20 protein-coding genes and 3 tRNA genes are annotated in these 20,802 nt (G+C 39.8%); all 23 read left to right on the top strand.

The window, feature by feature from the left end:
- Window positions 1-13 precede the first annotated feature (13 nt).
- Entirely contained in the window at window positions 14-808 is a 795-nt protein-coding gene (locus RWZ05_RS07630; protein WP_314643397.1) for a TSUP family transporter, read from the top strand.
- A gap of 11 nt (window positions 809-819) precedes the next feature.
- Window positions 820-1,587: an SDR family oxidoreductase gene (locus RWZ05_RS07625; protein WP_314643395.1), complete on the top strand. Its 768-nt coding sequence runs from the start codon at window positions 820-822 to the stop codon at window positions 1,585-1,587.
- 137 nt (window positions 1,588-1,724) lie between these two features.
- Window positions 1,725-2,576 (top strand): hypothetical protein, encoded by an 852-nt coding sequence (locus RWZ05_RS07620; protein WP_314643393.1) that lies wholly within the window; start codon window positions 1,725-1,727, stop codon window positions 2,574-2,576.
- Window positions 2,577-2,595: 19 nt separating this feature from the next.
- Window positions 2,596-2,940, top strand: coding sequence for a YkvA family protein (locus RWZ05_RS07615; protein ID WP_314643392.1), 345 nt, complete (start codon window positions 2,596-2,598; stop codon window positions 2,938-2,940).
- Window positions 2,941-3,056: 116 nt separating this feature from the next.
- Window positions 3,057-3,476 carry a thioesterase family protein gene (locus RWZ05_RS07610; RefSeq protein ID WP_009352011.1) on the top strand — a complete coding sequence of 140 codons (420 nt, stop codon included), beginning with the start codon at window positions 3,057-3,059 and terminating at the stop codon, window positions 3,474-3,476.
- On the top strand, window positions 3,469-4,272 hold the full coding sequence (gene murI / locus RWZ05_RS07605) for a glutamate racemase (protein WP_314643390.1): 804 nt from the start codon (window positions 3,469-3,471) through the stop codon (window positions 4,270-4,272). Before RWZ05_RS07610 ends, murI begins: the two co-directional genes overlap by 8 nt.
- Window positions 4,273-4,284: 12 nt before the next feature.
- Window positions 4,285-4,824 (top strand): hypothetical protein, encoded by a 540-nt coding sequence (locus RWZ05_RS07600; RefSeq protein ID WP_314643388.1) that lies wholly within the window; start codon window positions 4,285-4,287, stop codon window positions 4,822-4,824.
- 12 nt (window positions 4,825-4,836) lie between these two features.
- Window positions 4,837-5,487: a coenzyme F420-0:L-glutamate ligase gene (locus RWZ05_RS07595; protein WP_314643386.1), complete on the top strand. Its 651-nt coding sequence runs from the start codon at window positions 4,837-4,839 to the stop codon at window positions 5,485-5,487.
- Window positions 5,488-5,634: 147 nt separating this feature from the next.
- Window positions 5,635-7,413, top strand: coding sequence for a hydantoinase/oxoprolinase family protein (locus RWZ05_RS07590; RefSeq protein ID WP_314643385.1), 1,779 nt, complete (start codon window positions 5,635-5,637; stop codon window positions 7,411-7,413).
- A complete protein-coding gene (locus RWZ05_RS07585; protein WP_314643383.1) occupies window positions 7,403-8,857 on the top strand; it encodes a histone deacetylase in 1,455 nt (484 codons plus the stop codon). The genes RWZ05_RS07590 and RWZ05_RS07585 overlap by 11 nt, the downstream gene beginning before the upstream one ends.
- A gap of 169 nt (window positions 8,858-9,026) precedes the next feature.
- On the top strand, window positions 9,027-9,782 hold the full coding sequence (gene rph, locus RWZ05_RS07580) for a ribonuclease PH (protein WP_314643382.1): 756 nt from the start codon (window positions 9,027-9,029) through the stop codon (window positions 9,780-9,782).
- Between the two features lies 1 nt (window position 9,783).
- Complete coding sequence (locus RWZ05_RS07575; RefSeq protein WP_314643380.1) at window positions 9,784-10,359, top strand: XTP/dITP diphosphatase; 576 nt, start codon at window positions 9,784-9,786, stop codon at window positions 10,357-10,359.
- A gap of 66 nt (window positions 10,360-10,425) precedes the next feature.
- A complete protein-coding gene (locus tag RWZ05_RS07570; protein ID WP_314643378.1) occupies window positions 10,426-10,923 on the top strand; it encodes a YfcE family phosphodiesterase in 498 nt (165 codons plus the stop codon).
- A gap of 85 nt (window positions 10,924-11,008) precedes the next feature.
- Window positions 11,009-11,791, top strand: coding sequence for an adenosylmethionine decarboxylase (gene speD / locus RWZ05_RS07565; RefSeq protein WP_314643376.1), 783 nt, complete (start codon window positions 11,009-11,011; stop codon window positions 11,789-11,791).
- Between the two features lie 269 nt (window positions 11,792-12,060).
- On the top strand, window positions 12,061-13,266 hold the full coding sequence (locus RWZ05_RS07560) for an NADP-dependent malic enzyme (RefSeq protein ID WP_314643374.1): 1,206 nt from the start codon (window positions 12,061-12,063) through the stop codon (window positions 13,264-13,266).
- A gap of 292 nt (window positions 13,267-13,558) precedes the next feature.
- A tRNA-Pro gene (locus tag RWZ05_RS07555) sits at window positions 13,559-13,635 on the top strand.
- Between the two features lie 9 nt (window positions 13,636-13,644).
- Window positions 13,645-13,718: transfer RNA gene (locus RWZ05_RS07550), tRNA-Gly, on the top strand.
- Window positions 13,719-13,815: 97 nt separating this feature from the next.
- A tRNA-Arg gene (locus RWZ05_RS07545) sits at window positions 13,816-13,892 on the top strand.
- A gap of 347 nt (window positions 13,893-14,239) precedes the next feature.
- Window positions 14,240-16,444, top strand: coding sequence for an ATP-dependent Clp protease ATP-binding subunit (locus RWZ05_RS07540; RefSeq protein ID WP_314643372.1), 2,205 nt, complete (start codon window positions 14,240-14,242; stop codon window positions 16,442-16,444).
- 245 nt (window positions 16,445-16,689) lie between these two features.
- Entirely contained in the window at window positions 16,690-17,463 is a 774-nt protein-coding gene (locus RWZ05_RS07535; RefSeq protein ID WP_314643370.1) for a 5-oxoprolinase subunit PxpA, read from the top strand.
- A 37-nt stretch (window positions 17,464-17,500) separates the two neighbouring features.
- The gene (locus RWZ05_RS07530) at window positions 17,501-18,697 is read left to right on the top strand and encodes an NRAMP family divalent metal transporter (RefSeq protein WP_314643368.1); all 1,197 of its coding nucleotides are present in this window, start codon (window positions 17,501-17,503) and stop codon (window positions 18,695-18,697) included.
- A 73-nt stretch (window positions 18,698-18,770) separates the two neighbouring features.
- The gene (pxpB, locus tag RWZ05_RS07525; RefSeq protein ID WP_314643366.1) at window positions 18,771-19,514 is read left to right on the top strand and encodes a 5-oxoprolinase subunit PxpB; all 744 of its coding nucleotides are present in this window, start codon (window positions 18,771-18,773) and stop codon (window positions 19,512-19,514) included.
- Complete coding sequence (locus RWZ05_RS07520) at window positions 19,501-20,526, top strand: biotin-dependent carboxyltransferase family protein (RefSeq protein ID WP_314643362.1); 1,026 nt, start codon at window positions 19,501-19,503, stop codon at window positions 20,524-20,526. Before pxpB ends, RWZ05_RS07520 begins: the two co-directional genes overlap by 14 nt.
- Window positions 20,527-20,802 lie beyond the last annotated feature (276 nt).

Genomic DNA, 20,802 nt, shown 5'->3' with positions numbered 1-20,802 from the left:
GTAGGAGGCTTATATGGAGTGGCTCATTGAGGTAACAGGTTTACCATTTGATATCCTTATACTCGTTTTGCTCGCCGTAGCGGGGGCTTTTGCAGGGTTTGTTGACTCCATTGTGGGCGGCGGTGGACTCATTTCTGTACCAGCCATGTTATTAACAAATCTTCCGCCTAGTATGGCTTTGGGCAGTAATAAATTATCCAGTATTTTTGGCGCTGGCAGTGCATCCATTACATTCTTGCGAAATCATATGGTTGATTTTTCTTTAGTTCGTAAACTATTGCCATTCACCTTTATTGGTTCTATGATTGGTACATTAGCGGTTGTATCGTTGCCGCCATTATATGTAAAGCCAATTATTATCATCTTACTCGTTTGTGTAACCCTATTTGTGGTATTCAAAAAGGATTGGGGCGAGGTTAACCGCACTTCTGCAGTAGCGGGAAAAGCTCTATATATTTGTATGGCTTTTGCTCTTGGTATTGGTGCCTATGATGGATTCATTGGACCTGGTACAGGAACGTTTTTAATTATGGGCTTTATCTTTACAGGTTTTGATTTTTTACACGCATCGGCTAATGCGAAAATATTGAACTTTACAAGTAATGCAGCGTCCTTATTGGTGTTCTTATATTTAGGACACGTTAATATCAAGTATGGTCTTGCCACAGGGGCAGGACAAATGATAGGTGCATATCTAGGCTCTCATTTAGCTATTGCAAAGGGCTCATCTTTAGTGCGTGTAGTATTCTTGTCGGTAACGACGGTAATGTTGTTGAAATTAGTGTATGACTATGTTTCAACGTTATAGGAGGGCAAGGTATGCCTCATAAAAGTGATGTACAAGTGGCATTGATCAGTGGTGGTACATCGGGCATTGGATTTGCTACTGCCAAGCTTTTACTGAAAGAAGGTTGGTGCGTAGTCATCAATGGCCGAAACGAAAAATCTGGTCAAAAAGCAAAAACAAAATTGCGCCGCTATTCTTCAAAGGTACAGTACATTCAAGGTGATGTATCTAAACTTGAAGATTGTCAGCGCATTGTAAAAGAAACCGTTGATTTATTCGGTGGTATATCCGCTCTTGTTACGGCGGCAGGCTATTATGAAGAAGAGTTATTGGCGGATGTAACGGAAGCTGCTTTTGATGAAATGTTTGGAACGAATGTAAAAGGTACAGTTTTCTTGTGCCAAGCGGCTCTTCCTTATTTGCGTTCTGCAAAGGGGAGCATCGTAACTGTTGCGAGTGATGCAGGCTTGCAAGGCAATGTGGCTTGTTCTGTATATGGTGCATCTAAAGGCGCAGTCGTGAGCTTTACAAAATCTTTATCCCTTGAGATGGCACCTCACGGAGTTCGTGTAAACTGTGTATGCCCTGGTGATGTAGATACATCCTTAGTAGATAAACAGATTGCAAATGCAAATCAAGATGCAGCGGTAGCGAAAGCTGAAATGGGGCAGCATTATCCTTTAGGCCGTATTGGTAAGCCTCATGAAATCGGAGAAGTCATTGTATTTTTATTGAGCAGTAAAGCGTCCTTTGTAACGGGCGCAGCCTGGACTATCGATGGTGGTCTTACAAGTTGGTAAGATAGAAAATATTGGAAGTTATTTTGTTTTTTAAATCTATAGATAATTAGAAAAATTCATTTCACTTCTATCAATAGAATGGTATAATAATACTAATAATATGACCTATAGTTGGTTCACAACAAAGGAGAATACTTATGGCAGAATATAATGGCGTAACACTTGAGCCACTTATGGATGGTTCCCAAGATCGTGACTATCAAGTTGAACAATTTATTTTCTGGGGTGCATGTCGTGCAGCAGCATTGGCTTTATCCCCTAAATTCAGCAGTGTTGCTTTGTGCGCCAATGCTACGTATATGGTAACTCGCATTGCTCATCTTTATGATGTAGAATTACAATCTGGTGCTGTAGTAGGTTTAGTTGGTGGTCTTAGCACTGCTGTAGGTACAGCGGCTATTTCCCTTCTTATTCCTTTGAAAGCAGTTCGCGTTCCTGTAGCTATCGGCTTAACATATGCTATTGGTAAAATCGCTCATATTTGGATTCAAGATGGTATGCCTTCTGATATCGAACGCTACAAACCAATGGTTGCTGAATTCCTTGAAAGCGGTAAAGCGATGGCATCTGAAATCGTTCGTGATGCAGGTGCTAGCATTCCTTTCACACAAGCTCAACGCGATGTATGGGCAGGTATTGCTAACGAAACAGGTCTTGCTAAAGAAACTTTGAAACAAGTTTACGAAGAAAAAGTAACACCTGCTATCGATAAATGGAATAACGAAACAAAATATGAACTTCATGATAATGCAGCAGAAGTTGTAGCTAAAGTATCTGATGCAGCTAAAGAAAAAATTGATGTTGCTAAAGAAAATATTGACGTAGCTAAAGAATTAGCTAAAGGTGGTGTAGAGTTGGCTAAAGCTTCTGCACATGTAGCAGTAGAAACAGTAAAAACTAAAGCTACCGATGCTGTAGAAACAGCAAAAGATACAGCTGTAAATACTGTTTGCACAGCGAAAGATAAAATTGGTGGTTTGCGCAAATAAGCGCTGAAGGATTATTACGATGAATCCCATAAAGATTATTAAATACGGTAAGTATTTTAACGAATCAAGATTTGTAGCTTTTCTTGGCCGATATGGTAAGAAACTTGCCTTTGTACAACAAGCGGTGACCTTGTTCCTCTGTTTACGAGATAAAGATACTCCGAAATATGTAAAAGCAGTCATTGCAGGTGCTTTAGGGTACCTCATATTGCCTGTTGATGTTGTACCGGATACGATTGCCGTATTAGGTTGGTTAGATGATGTGGCGGTACTCGGAATAGCCTTTAAGATTGCGAATCGTTACATTAAAACAAGCCATCAAGAAGCGGCCAAAAAATTCTTCCCTTTTGGTAGCAGTCGCTAACTTTTACCATTTAAGGCAGTTTGATCCACCGTGATTGAACTGCCTTTAATTATTTGACACCCTAAAATAATAGATATACAATAAAAATTGTATACTATTGAAAAAGGACAAGGTTTATGCATATTGCTTCAGTAAATGTAAGATTTTATGAAACCGATATGATGGGGATCGCGCACCACAGTAATCACTTTAGATGGTTTGAAATGGCGCGCATTGAATTCCTACGTCAAATCGGTGTAACCCTGTGGGATATGATGAATGAGGATATTGTGTTTCCTATCATGAACGTATCTTGCAATTATAAAGAACCAGCGAATTTTGATGATGAACTTCATATTGAAACGTACTTGGTTAAAATGACGCGTGCTCAAATGGTTTTCCGCTATCGTATGAAACGCGCTAGTGATGGTGCGCTTCTGGCAACGGGAGAAACTAAGAACGCTTTTATGTCAAAATCAACAGGAAAGATTGTGCGATTAGACGATACTTTTTATCAGCCTATGTTAGCAGCTGTCGAGGAGATGCCTAATGAGTAATGTACAACAATTGCCTATCGGTGTATTTGATTCCGGTATAGGCGGCCTATCAGTATTAAAGGTATTACAAGAACAATTTCCAAACGAAGATTTTATCTATATCGGTGATAATGCCAACAATCCTGTAGGTAATCGCAGTAATGATGAAATCACATGTTTAGCATGCCGTATTGCCGAGGCGCTCGAGAAGCAGCCTGTTAAATTGATGGTTATTGCCTGCAATACGTTTACTGTTGTCGCCCTTGATGAGGTGCGTGAACGCGTATCCGTTCCAGTTGTTGGGGTTTCTCAAGGCGTTAAAACAGCTATTAGTGAAAGTAAAAGCAAAACGATTGGCATTATGGCTACCGTGGCTACTGTAAATAGCCATATTCATAAGCATGTTGCTTTAGAAGTGGATCACGAAGTGCTAGTGTGGGAACAACCTTGTCCTGAACTGGCAGGACTCATTGAGCAAGGTCATTTAGATGACTTTTTTGTTCGTGATGTGTGTAAAGAGTATGTAGAGCCTTTGCTATCTCGTGAAATTGAGGTAGTCGTTTTAGGCTGTACTCATTTCCCATTTGTACAACCTTTATTAGAGAAATTAACTAAAGGGAAAATACAGTTTATTGATCCGGCCTTTGAAACGAGCGAGCTTGTTCGTCGACGATTAGAGAAAAAGAACCTTTTTAATCCTCAAGAAAGACTTGGTACGGTGACATTGTACTTTACAAAAGATATTGACCTTGGCGACACATTAAGTGCGTCATTCCTCGATATAAATCGTCGTACTATTGAACATATTACATTATAAAGGAGATGCCCTATGTGGTTTTATAACATCCTAAGTTTTGTAATAGCTATTATTGTGGCTATTGCAGCTTTGTATTTATTATTCCGTTTGTTCGTATTGAAACAAGGTAATGAAAAGATTATCTTGTTGTCAAAAAGAGCAACAAACTTCCAAGTATCTGATCGTAATTTTGAATCTATTACTTTGTTCTGTGATATTCCTTTTGTAAACAAAGGCCGTCAACTCGGTACAATTATGGATTTATTCCCTCGTCCGTTGTTACCTGAAGAACATTTTGATGCTGTGAAAGTCGATGCATGGGCTATGGATATTAACCGTCCTCGTCATGATGGTTATTTTGAAGCTGTTATTATCAAACCTCGTAAAGGCGGTACGATTCGTGTATTCGTTACATTAACAGGTAAAAATGGCAATATTCGAGAAGATATTAAGGGCTTCCCTTATATGGACATCGATATTTACTACCAAGTGGTTGGTCGTGAAGACTACCATATTGATAAACAACGTATTCGTTTGACTGCTGAAGAAGTTCAAGCAGCATTGGTTCAATAAGGAGGCATAACAATGGCAGAATTAGAGTTAGTATGTGTGCCAACACGTATTCTTACAGATAATGATGACATCGTGGATGCTATCGTTGAATTTGGCGGCCATAATATTGGACCTGAAGATATAGTATGTGTAGCTGAATCTGTAGTAGCTATTACACAAGGTCGTTTTACACGTCCTGAAGAGTTAAATGTTTGCTGGCAAGCTCGTTTAATAAATCGTTTTATCCATCCCGATGGCTCTATGGCATCCATTTATGGCATGCAATCCGCTATGAATTTGGATGGTAAATGGAAAGTATTAGGTGCCTTTATTCTAGGTGCTATCGCTAAAATTTTCCGCAAACCAGGTGTATTCTATGCAATTGCTCGCGCTGCATCCTTAACTGATGATGTAACTGGTACAATGCCTCCATTTGATAAGCACATTGTATTTGGTCCAAAGGATCCAGATAAAGTAGCTGAGAAAATTGTATCTCGCACAGGCTGTTATGGTGCTGTAGTAGCCGACGTTAATGATTTGAGACGTTCCGCTGTTTTAGGTACAAGCCGTGGCATTGACGGTAATAAAATTGCACAATTATTGATCGACAATCCATTTGGTAATGATAGCCAAATGACTCCAATTGTTATCATTAAAAATTACGCATCTGTATCTGGTAAATAACAGAAGGCTGTACTCATCACATAGAGATGAGTACAGCCTTTTTACATTGTGAGGATACATGGTATTTATATGCTAAATTGCTGGAGTCCATTTTATTTCAATAATTGAGTTTATATGGCACTCTATAAATGCTGATAAGGAGGTCTTATGCTACTAGGTTTAGACGTAGGTGGTACTTTTACGGATGCCGTTATTATTGACGGTCATCGAGTAGTGTCATCTGCTAAAAGACGGACTACAAAGGACAATCTAATGCAGGGGATAGGTGAAGCCTTGGATGCAGTCCTAGATAGTTGTGATACATCGAATATAGAACAAGTTACTTTATCTACTACTGTTGTGACAAATACCATCGTAGAAGAGAAGGAGCAAGTAGTAGATCTGTATGTAGTGACTGGGCCTGGTCGTAATGTAGATGACATATTCCCTGTGAGTCCTATATATCTTCAAGGCTACACAGACCACAGAGGTATTGTTGTAGAGCGTACCTCTACAGATGGGGTTCGTGATATAGCGCGTATGGTTCAAAAACGAAGTGGTACAGATTTGGCTGCTGTATCTGCAAAATTTGGTGTCCGTAATCCTCAAGAGGAATTATCTATAACAGAAGTGTTACATGAAACGTATAATACCATATCTAATGGCAGTTTATTGAGCGGTTCCTTGAACTTTCCACGCCGTACTATTAGTGCTTACTTTAATAGCGCTGTAACACCAGTATTTACAGTGTTTAAGAAACATGTGGAAGATGCGTTACGTGTTCGAAATATTAATGCCCCACTTCATATATTAAAGGCTGATGGTGGTTCTCTTCCTATGGAGCATATGGTAAGTCGACCTGTAGAAACTGCCTTTACGGGACCTGCGGCAACTGTGCTTGGTTTATCTGCACTTGGTGCTATTGGCGATGAGCACACAGTGGCTTTAGATATTGGGGGGACTACAACAGATATTTCTCTTTGGAAACAGGGGAAACCATTGATGACGAAGAATGGCGTGTCCATTCGTGAGTATCCAAGTGCAGTACGATCCTTTGCAGTTACCTCCGTCGGTATTGGCGGAGAGTCGGTAGTTCGCATAGTAGATGGTGAAATCATGGTAGGACCTGAACGAGTAGGTCCATCAGCGGCTTTGGGTGGCGATGAACCTACCTTGGGGGATGCTCTCATCGTATTAGGTCACGCAAGTTATGGTGATGCTGAACTTGCCACACAATCCTTAGAACGGTTAGCCGATATGTTACGGGCTTATGGGAAACACGGCGAATGTGGAAAGACATTTGGGACCTATAGTGAAAATACATTCGGAAACTATAGTGAAAATACATTCGAGGACCATAATTCTGAAAAGCAATACATACATAATATATCAGCTCTAGATGTAGCACAGCTTATTGTTGAAAAGGCATTAGAAATAATTCAACATGGCATCGATGAGGTGGTACAGGCAGAAAACAAACGACCTGTATATGTAGTAGCGGATATTGTAAATCCCGATATCTTTGTACCTGCTCAAATCGTCGTAGTGGGAGGTACGGCGCCTAGTTTAGGCCCAAGTATAGGTGAGTTTTTAAATTTACCTGTTACCATTCCAGAAAATGCAGCTGTAGCAAATGCTATAGGTGCAGCATTAGCCCTGTCTACTATTGAACTTACTGTTCATGTAGATACAAAACGTCGTTTACTTGTTATTCCTGAGTTAGGCATTAAGCAGCAAACCTGTACCTTAAAACGAGCTGAACAAGTAGTAGAGCGCGCAAAAGAGGCTCTCCTTGAAGAGGCATTGCGCTTAGGACTAGATAAAACGCAAGAGATTGAGGTTATTAGCATTGAAGATTTCCCTGTTGTAGAAGGGTGGCAATCGATGGAACGTCTAATTACGGTGAAAGTACAACTAGCAGCGGGGGTGAAACATTATGTGGAATAAGGGACTATCCTATCGTGAGCGCCATGGACTCCGTAATGTTGGTATAAAAGAAATTACCAATACTGGCACGAAGAAGAGTACCAACATAAAGATAGGTGATACGCTAAATCCTGACAAAACTGTATCAAATCATAGTTTAGGTCTCGTATTTTTCCCCGCTTTTGATTGGAAAATTTCAGAAACGCATCCGGAGCGACAAGAGCGTTTACTTTATACGCGAGATCAAATCGTAGAGGAAGGTTTATTAGACATACCAAATATTAGAGAATATAATCCTATCGTAGCCGATTGGGATACCATAGAGCGCGTTCATGTAGGTGCTCCTGACTTAGAGTCGTGGGTAACGGAAGCCCATCGTGTATCTGCAGGGGGGGCTATTGCGGCTGCTGATGCGGTTATGCGGGGCGAGGTAGACCGTGCCTTTGCCCTCGTTAGACCTCCAGGACATCATGCGATGGCTATGGTTCATGGAATTCGTGGTTTCTGTACCATAAATATTGAAGCTGTTATGATTCAACATATGCGCCAAACATATGGTATAAAACGAGTGGCTGTGGTAGACACAGATGTACACCATGGCGATGGCTCTCAAGATGTGTTCTACCACGATCCTGACACTCTATACATTAGTTTCCATCAAGATGGTCGCACGCTATATCCAGGAACTGGTTTTATGGATGAGTTTGGGGGACCTCAAGCTATCGGTGGTAATATAGATATTCCATTGCCCCCAGGTACAGGTGACGAAGGTTTGATGAAGGTTATGCGCGAATTAGTACTACCTATATTAGAGGAATTTAATCCGGATATCGTCATCAATTCAGCGGGACAAGATAATCACTTTAGCGATCCGTTGGCGAATATGCAGGTTACCGCAAAAGGCTATGCTGAGCTTGTGGATTTATTGCAAGCAGATATAGCTGTCTTAGAAGGTGGTTACTCTGTACAGGAAGCGTTGCCGTATGTAAATACAGGCATCATTTTATCTATGGCAGGCCTTGATTACAGTAAGGTTGTAGAACCTGCCTTTGATCCTGTTAAATATAAGCAAAGTCAAAATGTAACTGCTTATATAGATGACCTCATTGCTAAATGGAAGGTACAATGGGCAAATCGTCATAAGATGGCTGAAGACGAGTGCCTAGGTACTGGGGACGTTTGGTCTAACCACTATAATGTGTATTATGATGAAACAGGTGTACAAGAGGAGCGCCTTGAAAAGGTGCGCATGTACGAAGATAAGGTAGGCTGGCATAGCGTGCTTTCACGGGGACAATATGGACCTTATGGGCCACAAAGTGTATATGCTATGTTTATTCCTTGGCAAGCCGATGAAGAAACACGGCAAGATGCTATTATAGAGGCTAAACGAGCTAAAGCAGAGGGTGGGGCTAGTCGTTATGTTGTAGTAGATCCACTTGGTGATGGCCAATATGAAGTGTAGTACTAGTATTAATCGCTTTAATACATAAGAGACGTTACAGTACTGTCGTATTACATTACAATATGCTTTATAGTGCAAAAAAATAGAAAAATTATGATATAATAAAAAAAATAACGCCCCTTTGTGTAAGGGGCGTTCTAATGTTTAAATTTAGAATGGCGAGGTTCCCATGCGTAGTGATAATAGAACGGCAGGTCAATTGCGACCTATTAAAATAACACGGAATTTTACAGAGTATGCAGAAGGTTCTGTACTTATTGAGTGCGGTAAGACTAAGGTTATCTGTACGGCTACTGTTGAGGATTCTGTGCCGCGCTGGCTAAAAGGTTCTGGCAAAGGATGGGTAACTGCAGAATACTCTTTGTTGCCTCGTTCTACGCAAACTCGTGTAAGTCGTGAGGCTGCAAAGGGTAAACAAACAGGCCGTACCGTTGAAATTCAACGTCTTATCGGTCGTGCATTACGCGCTGTTGTAGACCTTGAAGCATTAGGCGAACGCTCTATTACAATCGACTGCGACGTAATCCAAGCTGATGGTGGTACGCGTACAGCATCTATTACAGGCGCTTTTGTAGCCCTCGTTGATGCGGTGGACTTCACCTTTGGTGGAGCTGGTAAATTCCCAATTACTGACTTCTGTGCAGCTATTTCCGTAGGGATTGGTCCAGACGGCCCTATTACGGATCTTTGCTATGAAGAAGATAGTGCGGCTATCGTTGACATGAACGTGGTGCGCACAGGCTCAGGTAATATGGTGGAAGTACAAGGGACAGGCGAACATGGTACCTTCAACCGTGATGAGCTCAATGCATTACTCGACTTAGCCGAGGCTGCTACAGATGAGCTCATGGCTAAACAACGTGAAGTACTTGGCGCAATAGCAGATAAAGTAGGTAAGGTATATCCTACAGCTCCGGAGGTGTAAGATGGAACAAATCGTATTAGCTACAGGCAATAAAGGGAAAATTCGTGAGTTTTCCGAGGCTTTTTCCCATTTATCTATCGACTGTGTACCGGTAAAAGAGGTCATTACCATTGAGGAGCCTGAGGAAACAGGTACAACCTTTATGGAGAATGCCCTTTTAAAGGCTCGTTACTATGCAAAGGCTACAAATCGTCCATGCCTTGCGGACGACTCTGGCATTACTGTAGATGCTCTTGATGGTGCTCCAGGTGTATATTCTGCGCGTTATGCAGGTCACCATGGTGATGATAACGCTAATAACGAAAAACTAATTCGTGAGTTACAAGGGAAATCTGACCGTACAGCTCATTATGTGTGTGCCTTAGCACTTGTATATCCTGATGGCCGCAAAGTGACAGCTGAAGGTTATTGTGATGGACTCGTTCAAGATGAGCCAAAAGGTGATAATGGCTTTGGCTATGATCCATATTTTTATGTACCTGACTTCAAGAAAACAATGGCAGAACTTAGCATCGAAGAGAAGGAAACGATTAGCCATCGTGGTCGTGCATTGCGGGAATTAATTAGTAAACTTTGATATTTTCGAACTATATGATATAGTTCATATAAATATGTAATATAATAGTGTTAGAGAATTTATAAAATGAAACGAATTGGTATTGTAAGTGATACCCATGGGTATCTAGAGAATATTGACCTCATTTTGGAGGCTACTGTGGATCAAGAGATTGATATGTGGCTTCATGCTGGTGATTATGGAGATGATGCGCGCTATATGCAGGAACATACGGATATTCCTGTGTATGCGGTGCGTGGTAATAATGACCGCGTACAGCCTCTTGAACCACGAGAACAGTTGATTCCTCTTGAGGATACTTATATTTACATGACTCATGGAGATAAGGTATCATATTATAATCGAATACAAAAATTGATTGAATTAGGAACTGACATGGGCGCAAGACTTATTGTTTCTGGTCATAGCCATCACCATGGGGAGGTTCGTGTCCGTGATGCCGTATTTGTGAATCCTGGCAGCATATCGTTGCCTCGTGATCGCTCTGGTGGTACGTTTGCTATTGTTACCTATGATAATGGTCAGTTTGATGTAGAGTTTGTTTATAAAGAAGATATTATTTAGTTATATGGTGAAAGTTTCGTGCCCTAATAGGTCGATAAACTTTCAAAAATAGTAAGTCTATGCATGGAAAGGGTTATGACATATCATGGATACACCAGTTAAAGCAAAGCCTAAAATGAAATTATATGGTTTTAACAATCTCACAAAGACATTGAGTTTTAATATTTATGATATTTGTTATACTCGTACAGAAGAAGAGAAAAAACAATACATTCAGTACATTGATGAAGTATACAATGCAGATCGTTTAACAGCTATTTTAACGGAAGTAAGCCGTATTATTGGTGCTAACATCCTCAACGTAGCGAAACAAGACTACGATCCACAAGGTGCGTCTGTTACGATTTTGATTTCTGAAGAGGAAATTGAAAAAGAAGATGTAGTCATGCATCTTGATAAATCTCACCTTACTGTACATACCTATCCTGAAAGCCATCCGCATAAAGGAATTAGTACATTCCGTGCAGATATTGAAGTGTCTACATGTGGTCAAATCTCTCCTCTTAAAGCACTTAACTATTTAATTCAAAGCTTTGACTCCGATATTCTTACATTAGATTACCATGTACGTGGCTTTACACGCGATGTATCTGGTAAGAAAATCTATATTGACCATCGTATTAACTCTATCCAAAACTACATCGATGCCAATACTCGTAACATGTACAATATGATTGATGTAAACGTGTATCAAGAAAATATCTTCCATACAAAAATGATGTTAAAAGAGTTTGATCTAGATAATTACCTATTTGGTATTACTGAAGCAGAATTGAGCGAACGAGAAATCAAGCAAATTAAACATCAATTAAAACAAGAAATGATGGAAATTTTCTATGGCCGTAATTTGCCATCTGTAAAAGCATAAATAAAATACGTATGTTATGCATATGTTGGAGCATATCGCATAATACGAATATAACTATAAAGTAGATAAGCCTTATATGGCTTATCTACTTTTTCTTTATTTATCATATTTTTTACTGATATTGATTAATGAAATTTAATTCTAAAATGTTCGAAAGACTATATCGAAAAAACTTGAAATGTTATTTAACATTTTGTATAATACAATTAGTTTAAGGTATTAATTACCGACTCAAAAGAGTCCAATCGTATCCACAAAGGAGAATTATTATGGACGTACGTGAATTAGCTGTACAAAAGAAACGTGAATTGAAAGGTTTCCTTACTGTAGGAACAAAATATGAATTAAAAGACGCTCATGATTTATCCGTTGCTTACACACCAGGTGTAGCAGAACCATGCTTGCGTATTAAAGATAATGAAGCAGAATCCTTCGAATTAACATGTCGTTCCAACATGGTTGCCGTAGTATCCGACGGTACTCGTGTACTTGGTCTTGGCGATATTGGCGCTGCAGCAGCATTGCCAGTAATGGAAGGTAAATCCTTATTATTCAAAAGATTCGGTAATGTAGACTGCATTCCGTTGGTTGTAGATACCAAAGATGCTGATACATTGATCAACACTGTAAAACTATTGCAAAAGAACTTTGCGGGCATCAACTTGGAAGACATTTCTTCTCCTAAATGTTACGAAATCGAAAATCGTTTGAAAGAAGAATTGGAAATCCCTGTATTCCACGATGACCAACACGGTACAGCTATTGCTTGTTTAGCTGGTGTAAAAGGCGCTCTTCGTCTTGTTAAAAAAGATTTAGCCACAGCTAAAATCGTTGTAAACGGTGCTGGTGCAGCTGGTGCGAACATCGCTCGTTTGTTATACCTTGCAGGTGCTCGTAATATTACCGTATTAGTATCCTCTGGTGTATTGCACAAAGACTACAAACGTCTTGATTCATTGCAATCCGAATTGATTGACTTGCTCGGCCTTGAAGAAAAACATGGCAACTTGGCTGAAAATGCTAAAGGCGCTGACATCCTTCTTGGCGTATCCGCAGCAGGTGCTTTCACAAAAGACATCTTGGAAAACTTGGCTGACGATGCAATCGTATTCGCAATGGCTAACCCTAACCCAGAAGCAACATATGCTGATATGAAAGCTGCTGGCGTTCGTGTTGCTGGTACAGGCCGTTCCGATGCACCTAACCAAATTAACAACGTAGCAGTATTCCCAGGCGTATTCCGTGGTGCTATCGATGTACGTGCATCTAAAATTACTGACGAAATGAAGTTAGCTGCAGCTGATGCATTGGCTAACTTGATTCCAGATAGCGAATTGAACGAAGAAAATATTATGCCATCCGTATTCGATCCTCGTGTAGCTCCAGCTGTTGCTAAAGCAGTTGCTGAAGTTGCTGTGAAACAAGGTATTGCTAGAAACCCTGGCGTAGTAGAAGATGGTAGCTACGAAGGTTAATCTCTTTGCTTTAGAAGCATTAGCACAACCACAATAGAACTATAGAACAATATGACATGCACCTCGAAAGAGGTGCATGTTTTGTATATAAAGTATATGTAGTATAGGTAGTATAGATAGAGTAATAAAATCTTAAAAAATTAATGAAGTTGTAAAAAAATACTTGTCACTATGTTGTATCGATGATATAATAATTTTCGTTGCAGAGCGATACTCAACAGAGTAAAAACTCAGCAAGAGTAGTGGTTGACATCAACTACCGGGTTTGCTATAATAGCAAAGTAATTAATGACGGGGCATAGCGCAGTTTGGTAGCGCACCTGGCTTGGGACCAGGGGGTCGCAGGTTCGAATCCTGCTGCTCCGACCATTTTTATTTGCGGGTGTAGCTCAATGGTAGAGCCCCAGCCTTCCAAGCTGGTCGCGAGGGTTCGATTCCCTTCACCCGCTCCATTTTTTTTTGCCTTTTTTAAGGTAAAACGTAATATTGACGATATATACTACATAATCTATACTATAATAGATAATTAGATATATAGGTAATCCACATGGTTCAGTAGCTCAGTTGGATAGAGCAACGGCCTTCTAAGCCGTGGGTCGGGGGTTCGAATCCCTCCTGGATCACCAAAGAAATAAGCGGATAGCTCGTAATGAGCTATCCGCTTTTTTACTTCTTTGTTAGTATCATCAGTTATGATAGGAGATTTATGGTTTATAATAAATAACTCAAAAATTCAAAATTAATTATCTCTCTAAAACCTAGTGTTTATCAATGTTTTTGCCATATAAATCTAATTAGTCAAAATAAAAGTCAAAAAAAGTCAAAATTTTTTTGTTTGACCTATTGACTTTTTGACTTAATAAGATTATTATAATGTCATAAGGTTCAAGGAACCTAGAAATAAAGCAAGAAATTAAACAGACTTAAAAAGTCAAACTGATATACTTGTAGTTAAAAAAGTGAGGTAATTTATATGAACAACAATTTCAATAACTTTGGTAGCGATTTCGGTAGCATGAATGATTTGTTCAATCAATTGATGGGTAACATGGGTGGTTATTCTACAGAAAACCGTCGTTATAAAATAAATGGTCGCGAAGTAACTCCAGAAGAGTTTGCTTATTATCGTCAAACAGGTCGTTTGCCTTCTAACGAAGAAATGCAAGCTGTTCAAGCTGCACAACAAGGTAAAATGAAACAAGATGGCATTCTTGCTCGTTTGGGTACAAACTTAACTCAACAAGCTCGTGATGGCAAACTCGATCCTGTTATTGGTCGTAATAAAGAAATCCAAGAAACTGCTGAAATCCTTGCACGTCGTACTAAAAACAATCCTGTACTCGTAGGTGATGCTGGTGTTGGTAAAACTGCTGTAGTTGAAGGCTTGGCACAAGCTATCGTTAATGGCGATGTTCCTGCAGCTATCAAAAACAAAGAAATTATTTCTATCGATATTTCCGGTTTGGAAGCTGGTACTCAATACCGTGGTTCCTTCGAAGAAAATATCCAAAACCTTATCAAAGAAGTTAAGGCCGCTGGCAATATTATCTTGTTCTTTGATGAAATCCACCAAATCCTAGGTGCTGGCTCCACAGGTGATGGCCAAGGTTCTAAAGGCTTAGCAGATATTTTGAAACCTGCTTTGTCCCGTGGTGAAATGACTGTTATCGGTGCTACAACTCAAGACGAATATCGTAATACAATCATGAAAAATGCAGCTTTAGCTCGTCGTTTCAATGAAGTTAAGGTAAATGCACCATCTGCAGAGGATACTTTCAAAATCTTGCAAGGCATTCGTCCATTATACGAAGCGCATCATAACATTGAATTACCAGATGCAGTGTTGAAAGCAGCTGTAGATTATTCCGTACAATACATTCCTCAACGTAGCTTGCCAGATAAAGCAATCGATTTGATTGATGTAACAGCAGCACACTTGGCTTCCCAACATCCTGTAACTGATATTAAAACATTAGAAGCAGATATTGCAGAAGCTAAAGCAAAACAAGAAGAGTTTGCTCAAAAAGAAGATTATGAATCCGCTATTAATGAAAAAATGCGTATTCAAAAATTACAACAAGAAATCGACAACCATACTGAAAACCAAAAGGTTGTGGCTCAAGTTAATGATGTAGCTGAAGCAGTAGAACGTATGACAGGTATCCCTGTTTCCCAAATGGGTGCATCTGATATTGAACGCTTGAAAGATATGAAATCTCGTTTACAAGCGCATGTAATCGGTCAAGATAAAGCAGTTGAAGCTGTATCTAAAGCTATTCGTCGTAACCGTGCAGGCTTTGACGAAGGTAATCGTCCAATCGGTAGCTTCTTATTCGTAGGTCCTACTGGTGTTGGTAAAACAGAATTGGCTAAACAATTAGCACTCGATATGTTTGGTAACAAAGAAGCAATCATTCGCTTGGATATGTCCGAATACAGCGATCGCACAGCCGTTTCTAAATTGATTGGTGCCACAGCTGGTTATGTTGGTTACGAAGATAACTCCAACACATTGACTGAACGCGTTCGTCGTAATCCTTACTCTATCGTATTGTTCGACGAAATCGAAAAAGCAGATCCTCAAGTTATTACATTACTTCTTCAAGTATTGGATGATGGTCGCTTAACAGATGGTCAAGGTAATACAGTAAACTTCAAAAATACTGTTATCATTGCTACATCTAACGCAGGTTTTGGTTATGGTCAAGATAATGACGATGAAAACAAAGTAGATGTAATGGACCGCATCGCTCCATTCTTCCGCCCTGAATTCTTGAATCGTTTCAATGCTGTTATCGAATTCAACCAATTGAAAAAAGAAGACTTGAAACAAATCGTAGATTTGATGCTTGATCAAGTGAATAAAACTTTAGCTAAAAAAGAAATTACCCTTGATGTAACTGATGCAGCTAAAGAATTATTGATGGAACAAGGTTACGATAAAACTATGGGCGCTCGTCCATTACGTCGTGTTATCGAATCTGAAATCCGTGATAATGTAACTGACTTCTACTTAGATCACATCGATGCAAAACATTTATTGGCTGATGTTGTGGATGGTCACATCGTGATTAGCGACAAGGATTCTGCTAACACATCCGATGCTAAATCCGGTGATGACAAATCTGCAGACAACAGTAAACAAGCTGATGATGCTGCATCCAAGGACAATAAATAATCGGTAGGCTATTGACTCTTTCATTGAATCCCTTACAACTCTCTCCATATGCACAAATATAACAATAGTTCTATTAATGGTAAAAGCACTCGATATTAATCGGGTGCTTTTTTCTTTTTATAAAATAATTTTCTAGGTATGATAAATTTCATTGGTCATATTTCGAAAAATTTAGTATAATAAAAACATAAATTCGATATTCTATAGAATTTATAAATTAGATGAAGAAAGAGAGGAGATTATTGATGTCACATTATGTAGATCTAAATAGTGATTTAGGTGAAAGTTTTGGTAATTACACATTAGGCATGGATAGTGAAGTATTAAATCACGTTACCAGCGCTAATGTTGCTTGTGGTTGGCATGCTGGGGATCCTCTTATTATGGATGCTACAGTTCGCATGTGTAAGGAGAAGGGCGTAGCCGTAGGGGCACATCCAGGTTATCCTGATTTGATGGGCTTTGGACGTCGTGCCATGGCGATAAATCCTGGTGAAGCAAAAGCGTATATGATATATCAATTAGGTGCTTTACAAGCATTTTGCGATAGTTACGGTGTTACATTACAGCACATGAAGTTACATGGTGCATTTTATAATATGGCCTGTGTTACAACTGCATTAGCTGATGCAGTGCTAGATGGATTACAAGCGGTGAATCCTAACATTGCAGCTATGGTCTTGAGCGGTAGCTATATTGCTAAAGAAGCACAACGCCGAGGCATCCCCGTGATTCAAGAGGTTTTTGCCGATCGTGGCTATACAGATGAAGGTACGCTCGTACCTCGTACTGAGCCTGGTGCTTTTATCAAAGATCCTCAAGAGGCTCTTGAACGAGTTCTTATGATGGTCACAGAAGGTAAAGTTGTAACCAATACGGGTAATACCATAGATATTGTGGCAGACTCTATCTGCGTTCATGGTGATAATCCAGAAGCGATTGCTTTCACAAAGTATATCCGTGAAGGCCTTGCAAAAGCGGGCGTAACGGTGGCTAATTTCCAAGTGCGAAAAAAATAAGTATTGTATAGATTAATAGTTTCATGTGGAGGTTCTTATGAAACCAATTACAGGTAAAGCAAGTTTCTCTGTCCTCTTAGGGGCAGCATTCTTGATGGCCACGTCCTCTATTGGACCGGGCTTTATGTTACAAACAGCGGCGTTTACAAATGAGCTGAAAGCAGATTTTGCATTTGCCATTGTGGTATCTGTTATTTTCTCTATTATTGCACAGCTTAATGTATGGACTATCATTGGGGTCTCCCAAATGCGTGGTCAAGATATTGCAAATAAGGTATTGCCAGGCCTAGGTTATTTTGTGGCATTTTTGATTTCCCTTGGGGGCCTAGCTTTCAATATTGGCAATATCGGTGGCGCATCTATGGGTCTCAATATTATTTTTGGTATTGATACGACTACAGGGGCTGCGATTAGTGGTATCCTTGGTATCCTTTTATTCGCATCTCCTAAAATGGGCGGTGTATTAGATAATACGGCAAAAGTACTCGGTACAGTTATGCTTATTCTCATCGGTTACGTAGCCTTTTCTACGAATCCACCTGTAGCTGAGGCTATTACCCATGCCTTTGTGCCTACTCATTATCCTTGGCTGGCAACGATTACCCTCATCGGTGGTACGGTAGGTGGTTATATTACCTTCTCTGGTGGTCACCGTCTTATTGATGCTGGCATTACAGGTCAAGAGCACTTGAAAGATGTGCGCCGAGCAGCCTTCATGGGGATGACAGTAGATGCGGTAGTTCGTGTATTACTATTCTTAGCGGTTCTTGGCGTTGTGTCCATGGGCTATGTGCTAGATCCTAAAGATCCAGCTGGTTCTGCATTCCTTCTTGGGGCCGGTGAAATTGGTTATAAATTATTTGGTATCGTATTTTTCTGTGCAGCATTAACCTCTGTTGTAGGGGCTGCCTATACATCTGTTTCCTTCTTGAAAACACTATTCAAAGTAGTAGAAAGAAATGAAAAATTGACCATTATGGCCTTTATCTTTATTTCTACATGTATTTTGATTTTCATTGGTAAACCTGCATCCCTATTGATTTTGGCAGGCTCTGTAAATGGTTTAATTTTGCCTATTACATTGGCAGTTATGCTCCTTGCGACACATAAATCTGAAATCGTAGGGCCATACAAACACAATAAACTGTTATACTATACAGGATGGATTGTAGTACTTGTAACAGCGTATATTGGTGTTACATCCTTACAAGGTATTGCTAAATTACTAGGTTAATTTGATCGTTGTGAAAGTACCATTATTTTCGCTTGAAGGTAATGGTTCTTTCTTGTTATAAGAGGAGGTATCTATGAAACCTACAATTTCACCTGTAGGAGATCGTGCTATCTCTATTGATTTTGGTCAGGTGATTGATCCAAAAATTAATCGACATATTCGACAAACTATAGAGCGAATTAAAGAGCTTCAGCTCGAAGGAATTATTGAACTAGTTCCTACTTACTGTGCATTGCTCGTAGAATATGATGCAATGCTATATTCTTATGCTGAAATTTGTAAAAGTATGGAGTCTATATTAGCAGAAGGGATGACTGATGCCACAAATGAATTGGTCACAGTTGTTGAAGTACCCACCGTATATGGTGGAGAATTTGGTCCTGACCTTAGTTTTGTGGCAGCTCACAATCGCTTAAGCGAAGATGAAGTCATATCTATTCATAGTGGAACTGATTATTTAGTATATATGCTAGGCTTTATTCCTGGCTTTACCTATTTAGGTGGCATGGACCCACGTATAGCGACGCCTCGGCTATCTTCGCCGAGAACCTTGATTCCAGCCGGTTCTGTAGGCATTGCGGGGGAACAGACTGGTACCTATCCATCTGACTCTCCAGGGGGCTGGCAAATCATTGGTCGCACACCAGTGACCATGTATGATATGTCAAAGGCGCAAGCCGCATTATTAAATGCAGGTGACTATGTGCGTTATGTGCCTATTGATGAACGTGAATTCCATCGCATTAAAGCGTTAGGTGCTGATTATGTTCCTGTTGTACGTGAAGTAAAGGTAGGTGATTTACGTGGCGTTAAGTGAGTTTGAAAATGCTGTCATCCACGTAGATACACCTGGTATGTATACGACTATACAAGATATAGGCCGCATGGGGTATCAACAATATGGTATGCCTGTTGCAGGGCCTATGGATAGTGAAAGCTATCTATTAGGGCAAGCGCTCGTAGGGAATGTTGAGCCTGTAGGGGCCTTAGAATGTACCTTGTTACCGCCCACATTAACTGTAAAAGGCACCTGTATAGTTGCTTTCACAGGGGCCGATATGCAACCTACTATTAACAACGTAGTAGTACCTCGTTACATTCCTTTTATATGTCACGAAGGCGATGTTATATCTGGCGGATTTAGCCAATGTGGGGTGCGTATGTATATTGCATTCTCCGGTGGTATCGATGTGCCTGAAATTAATGGCAGCGTATCCACTCATACAAAGGCAAAAATTGGTGGCTTAGAGGGCAGACCATTACAAGCTGGTGATGAGATTGGTATTAAATCTTTCACTAGAGAAAATGTACATGTATGTGACTATTACGGTGAAGGTCATAACTTGTTCAATACGGCGTTATACAATCGTGGAGGACGCGAATGTCATGAACCGTTGCGCGTTGTATTAGGTGATCAAGCAAAACATTTCACAGAGAATGGCATCAAGACGTTTAGTAATAATATCTACACACTAAGCGTAGAATGCGATCGTATGGGCTTCCGTTTAGATGGCCCTAGCATAGAACATGTAGATAGTGCAGATATTATTTCTGATGGTGCCGTATTTGGCTCCATTCAAGTGCCGTCTAATGGTCACCCTATTGTCCTTATGGCGGATCGACAAACGACAGGTGGCTATACAAAAATTGGTACTATCATTACTGCTGATTTACCTCGGCTTAGCCAACTGCCAGTAGGAGATGGGATTAATTTTAATCTTGTATCCATTGAGGAAGCTCAAGATATATACAGGGCATATATGGATCGTTTGCATAAGCGTATTAAATTAGCACATGAACAAAGTGCTTATGTGTTTAACGTAAGGTAGAATATTTAAAAGTTTATATAAATTTAATGAAGTGAACACCTCTATAATGGAAATGTACAGTTTGAGCTGTACTATCCAGTTGTAGAGGTGTTTTTCTGTGCTTGCAATCATATAAATAGGATTTAAAATTTTAATTATGAGTTTACATTCATTTTAGAACTACATTTATGGTGTGAAAATGACACATATATGGTAAAATCTTGATATAAGTCGTGAAAAAATCCGCATAATTGCAGTATTTGCATAGGTTATTATTTTTATGAAAATATAGTGAAA

Origin of the sequence: uncultured Veillonella sp., from assembly GCF_963543145.1 — a bacterium.
Taxonomy (GTDB): domain Bacteria; phylum Bacillota; class Negativicutes; order Veillonellales; family Veillonellaceae; genus Veillonella.
The sequence above is the reverse complement of the archived record's forward strand: the minus strand, read 5'-3'. Positions and strand labels throughout refer to the sequence as shown.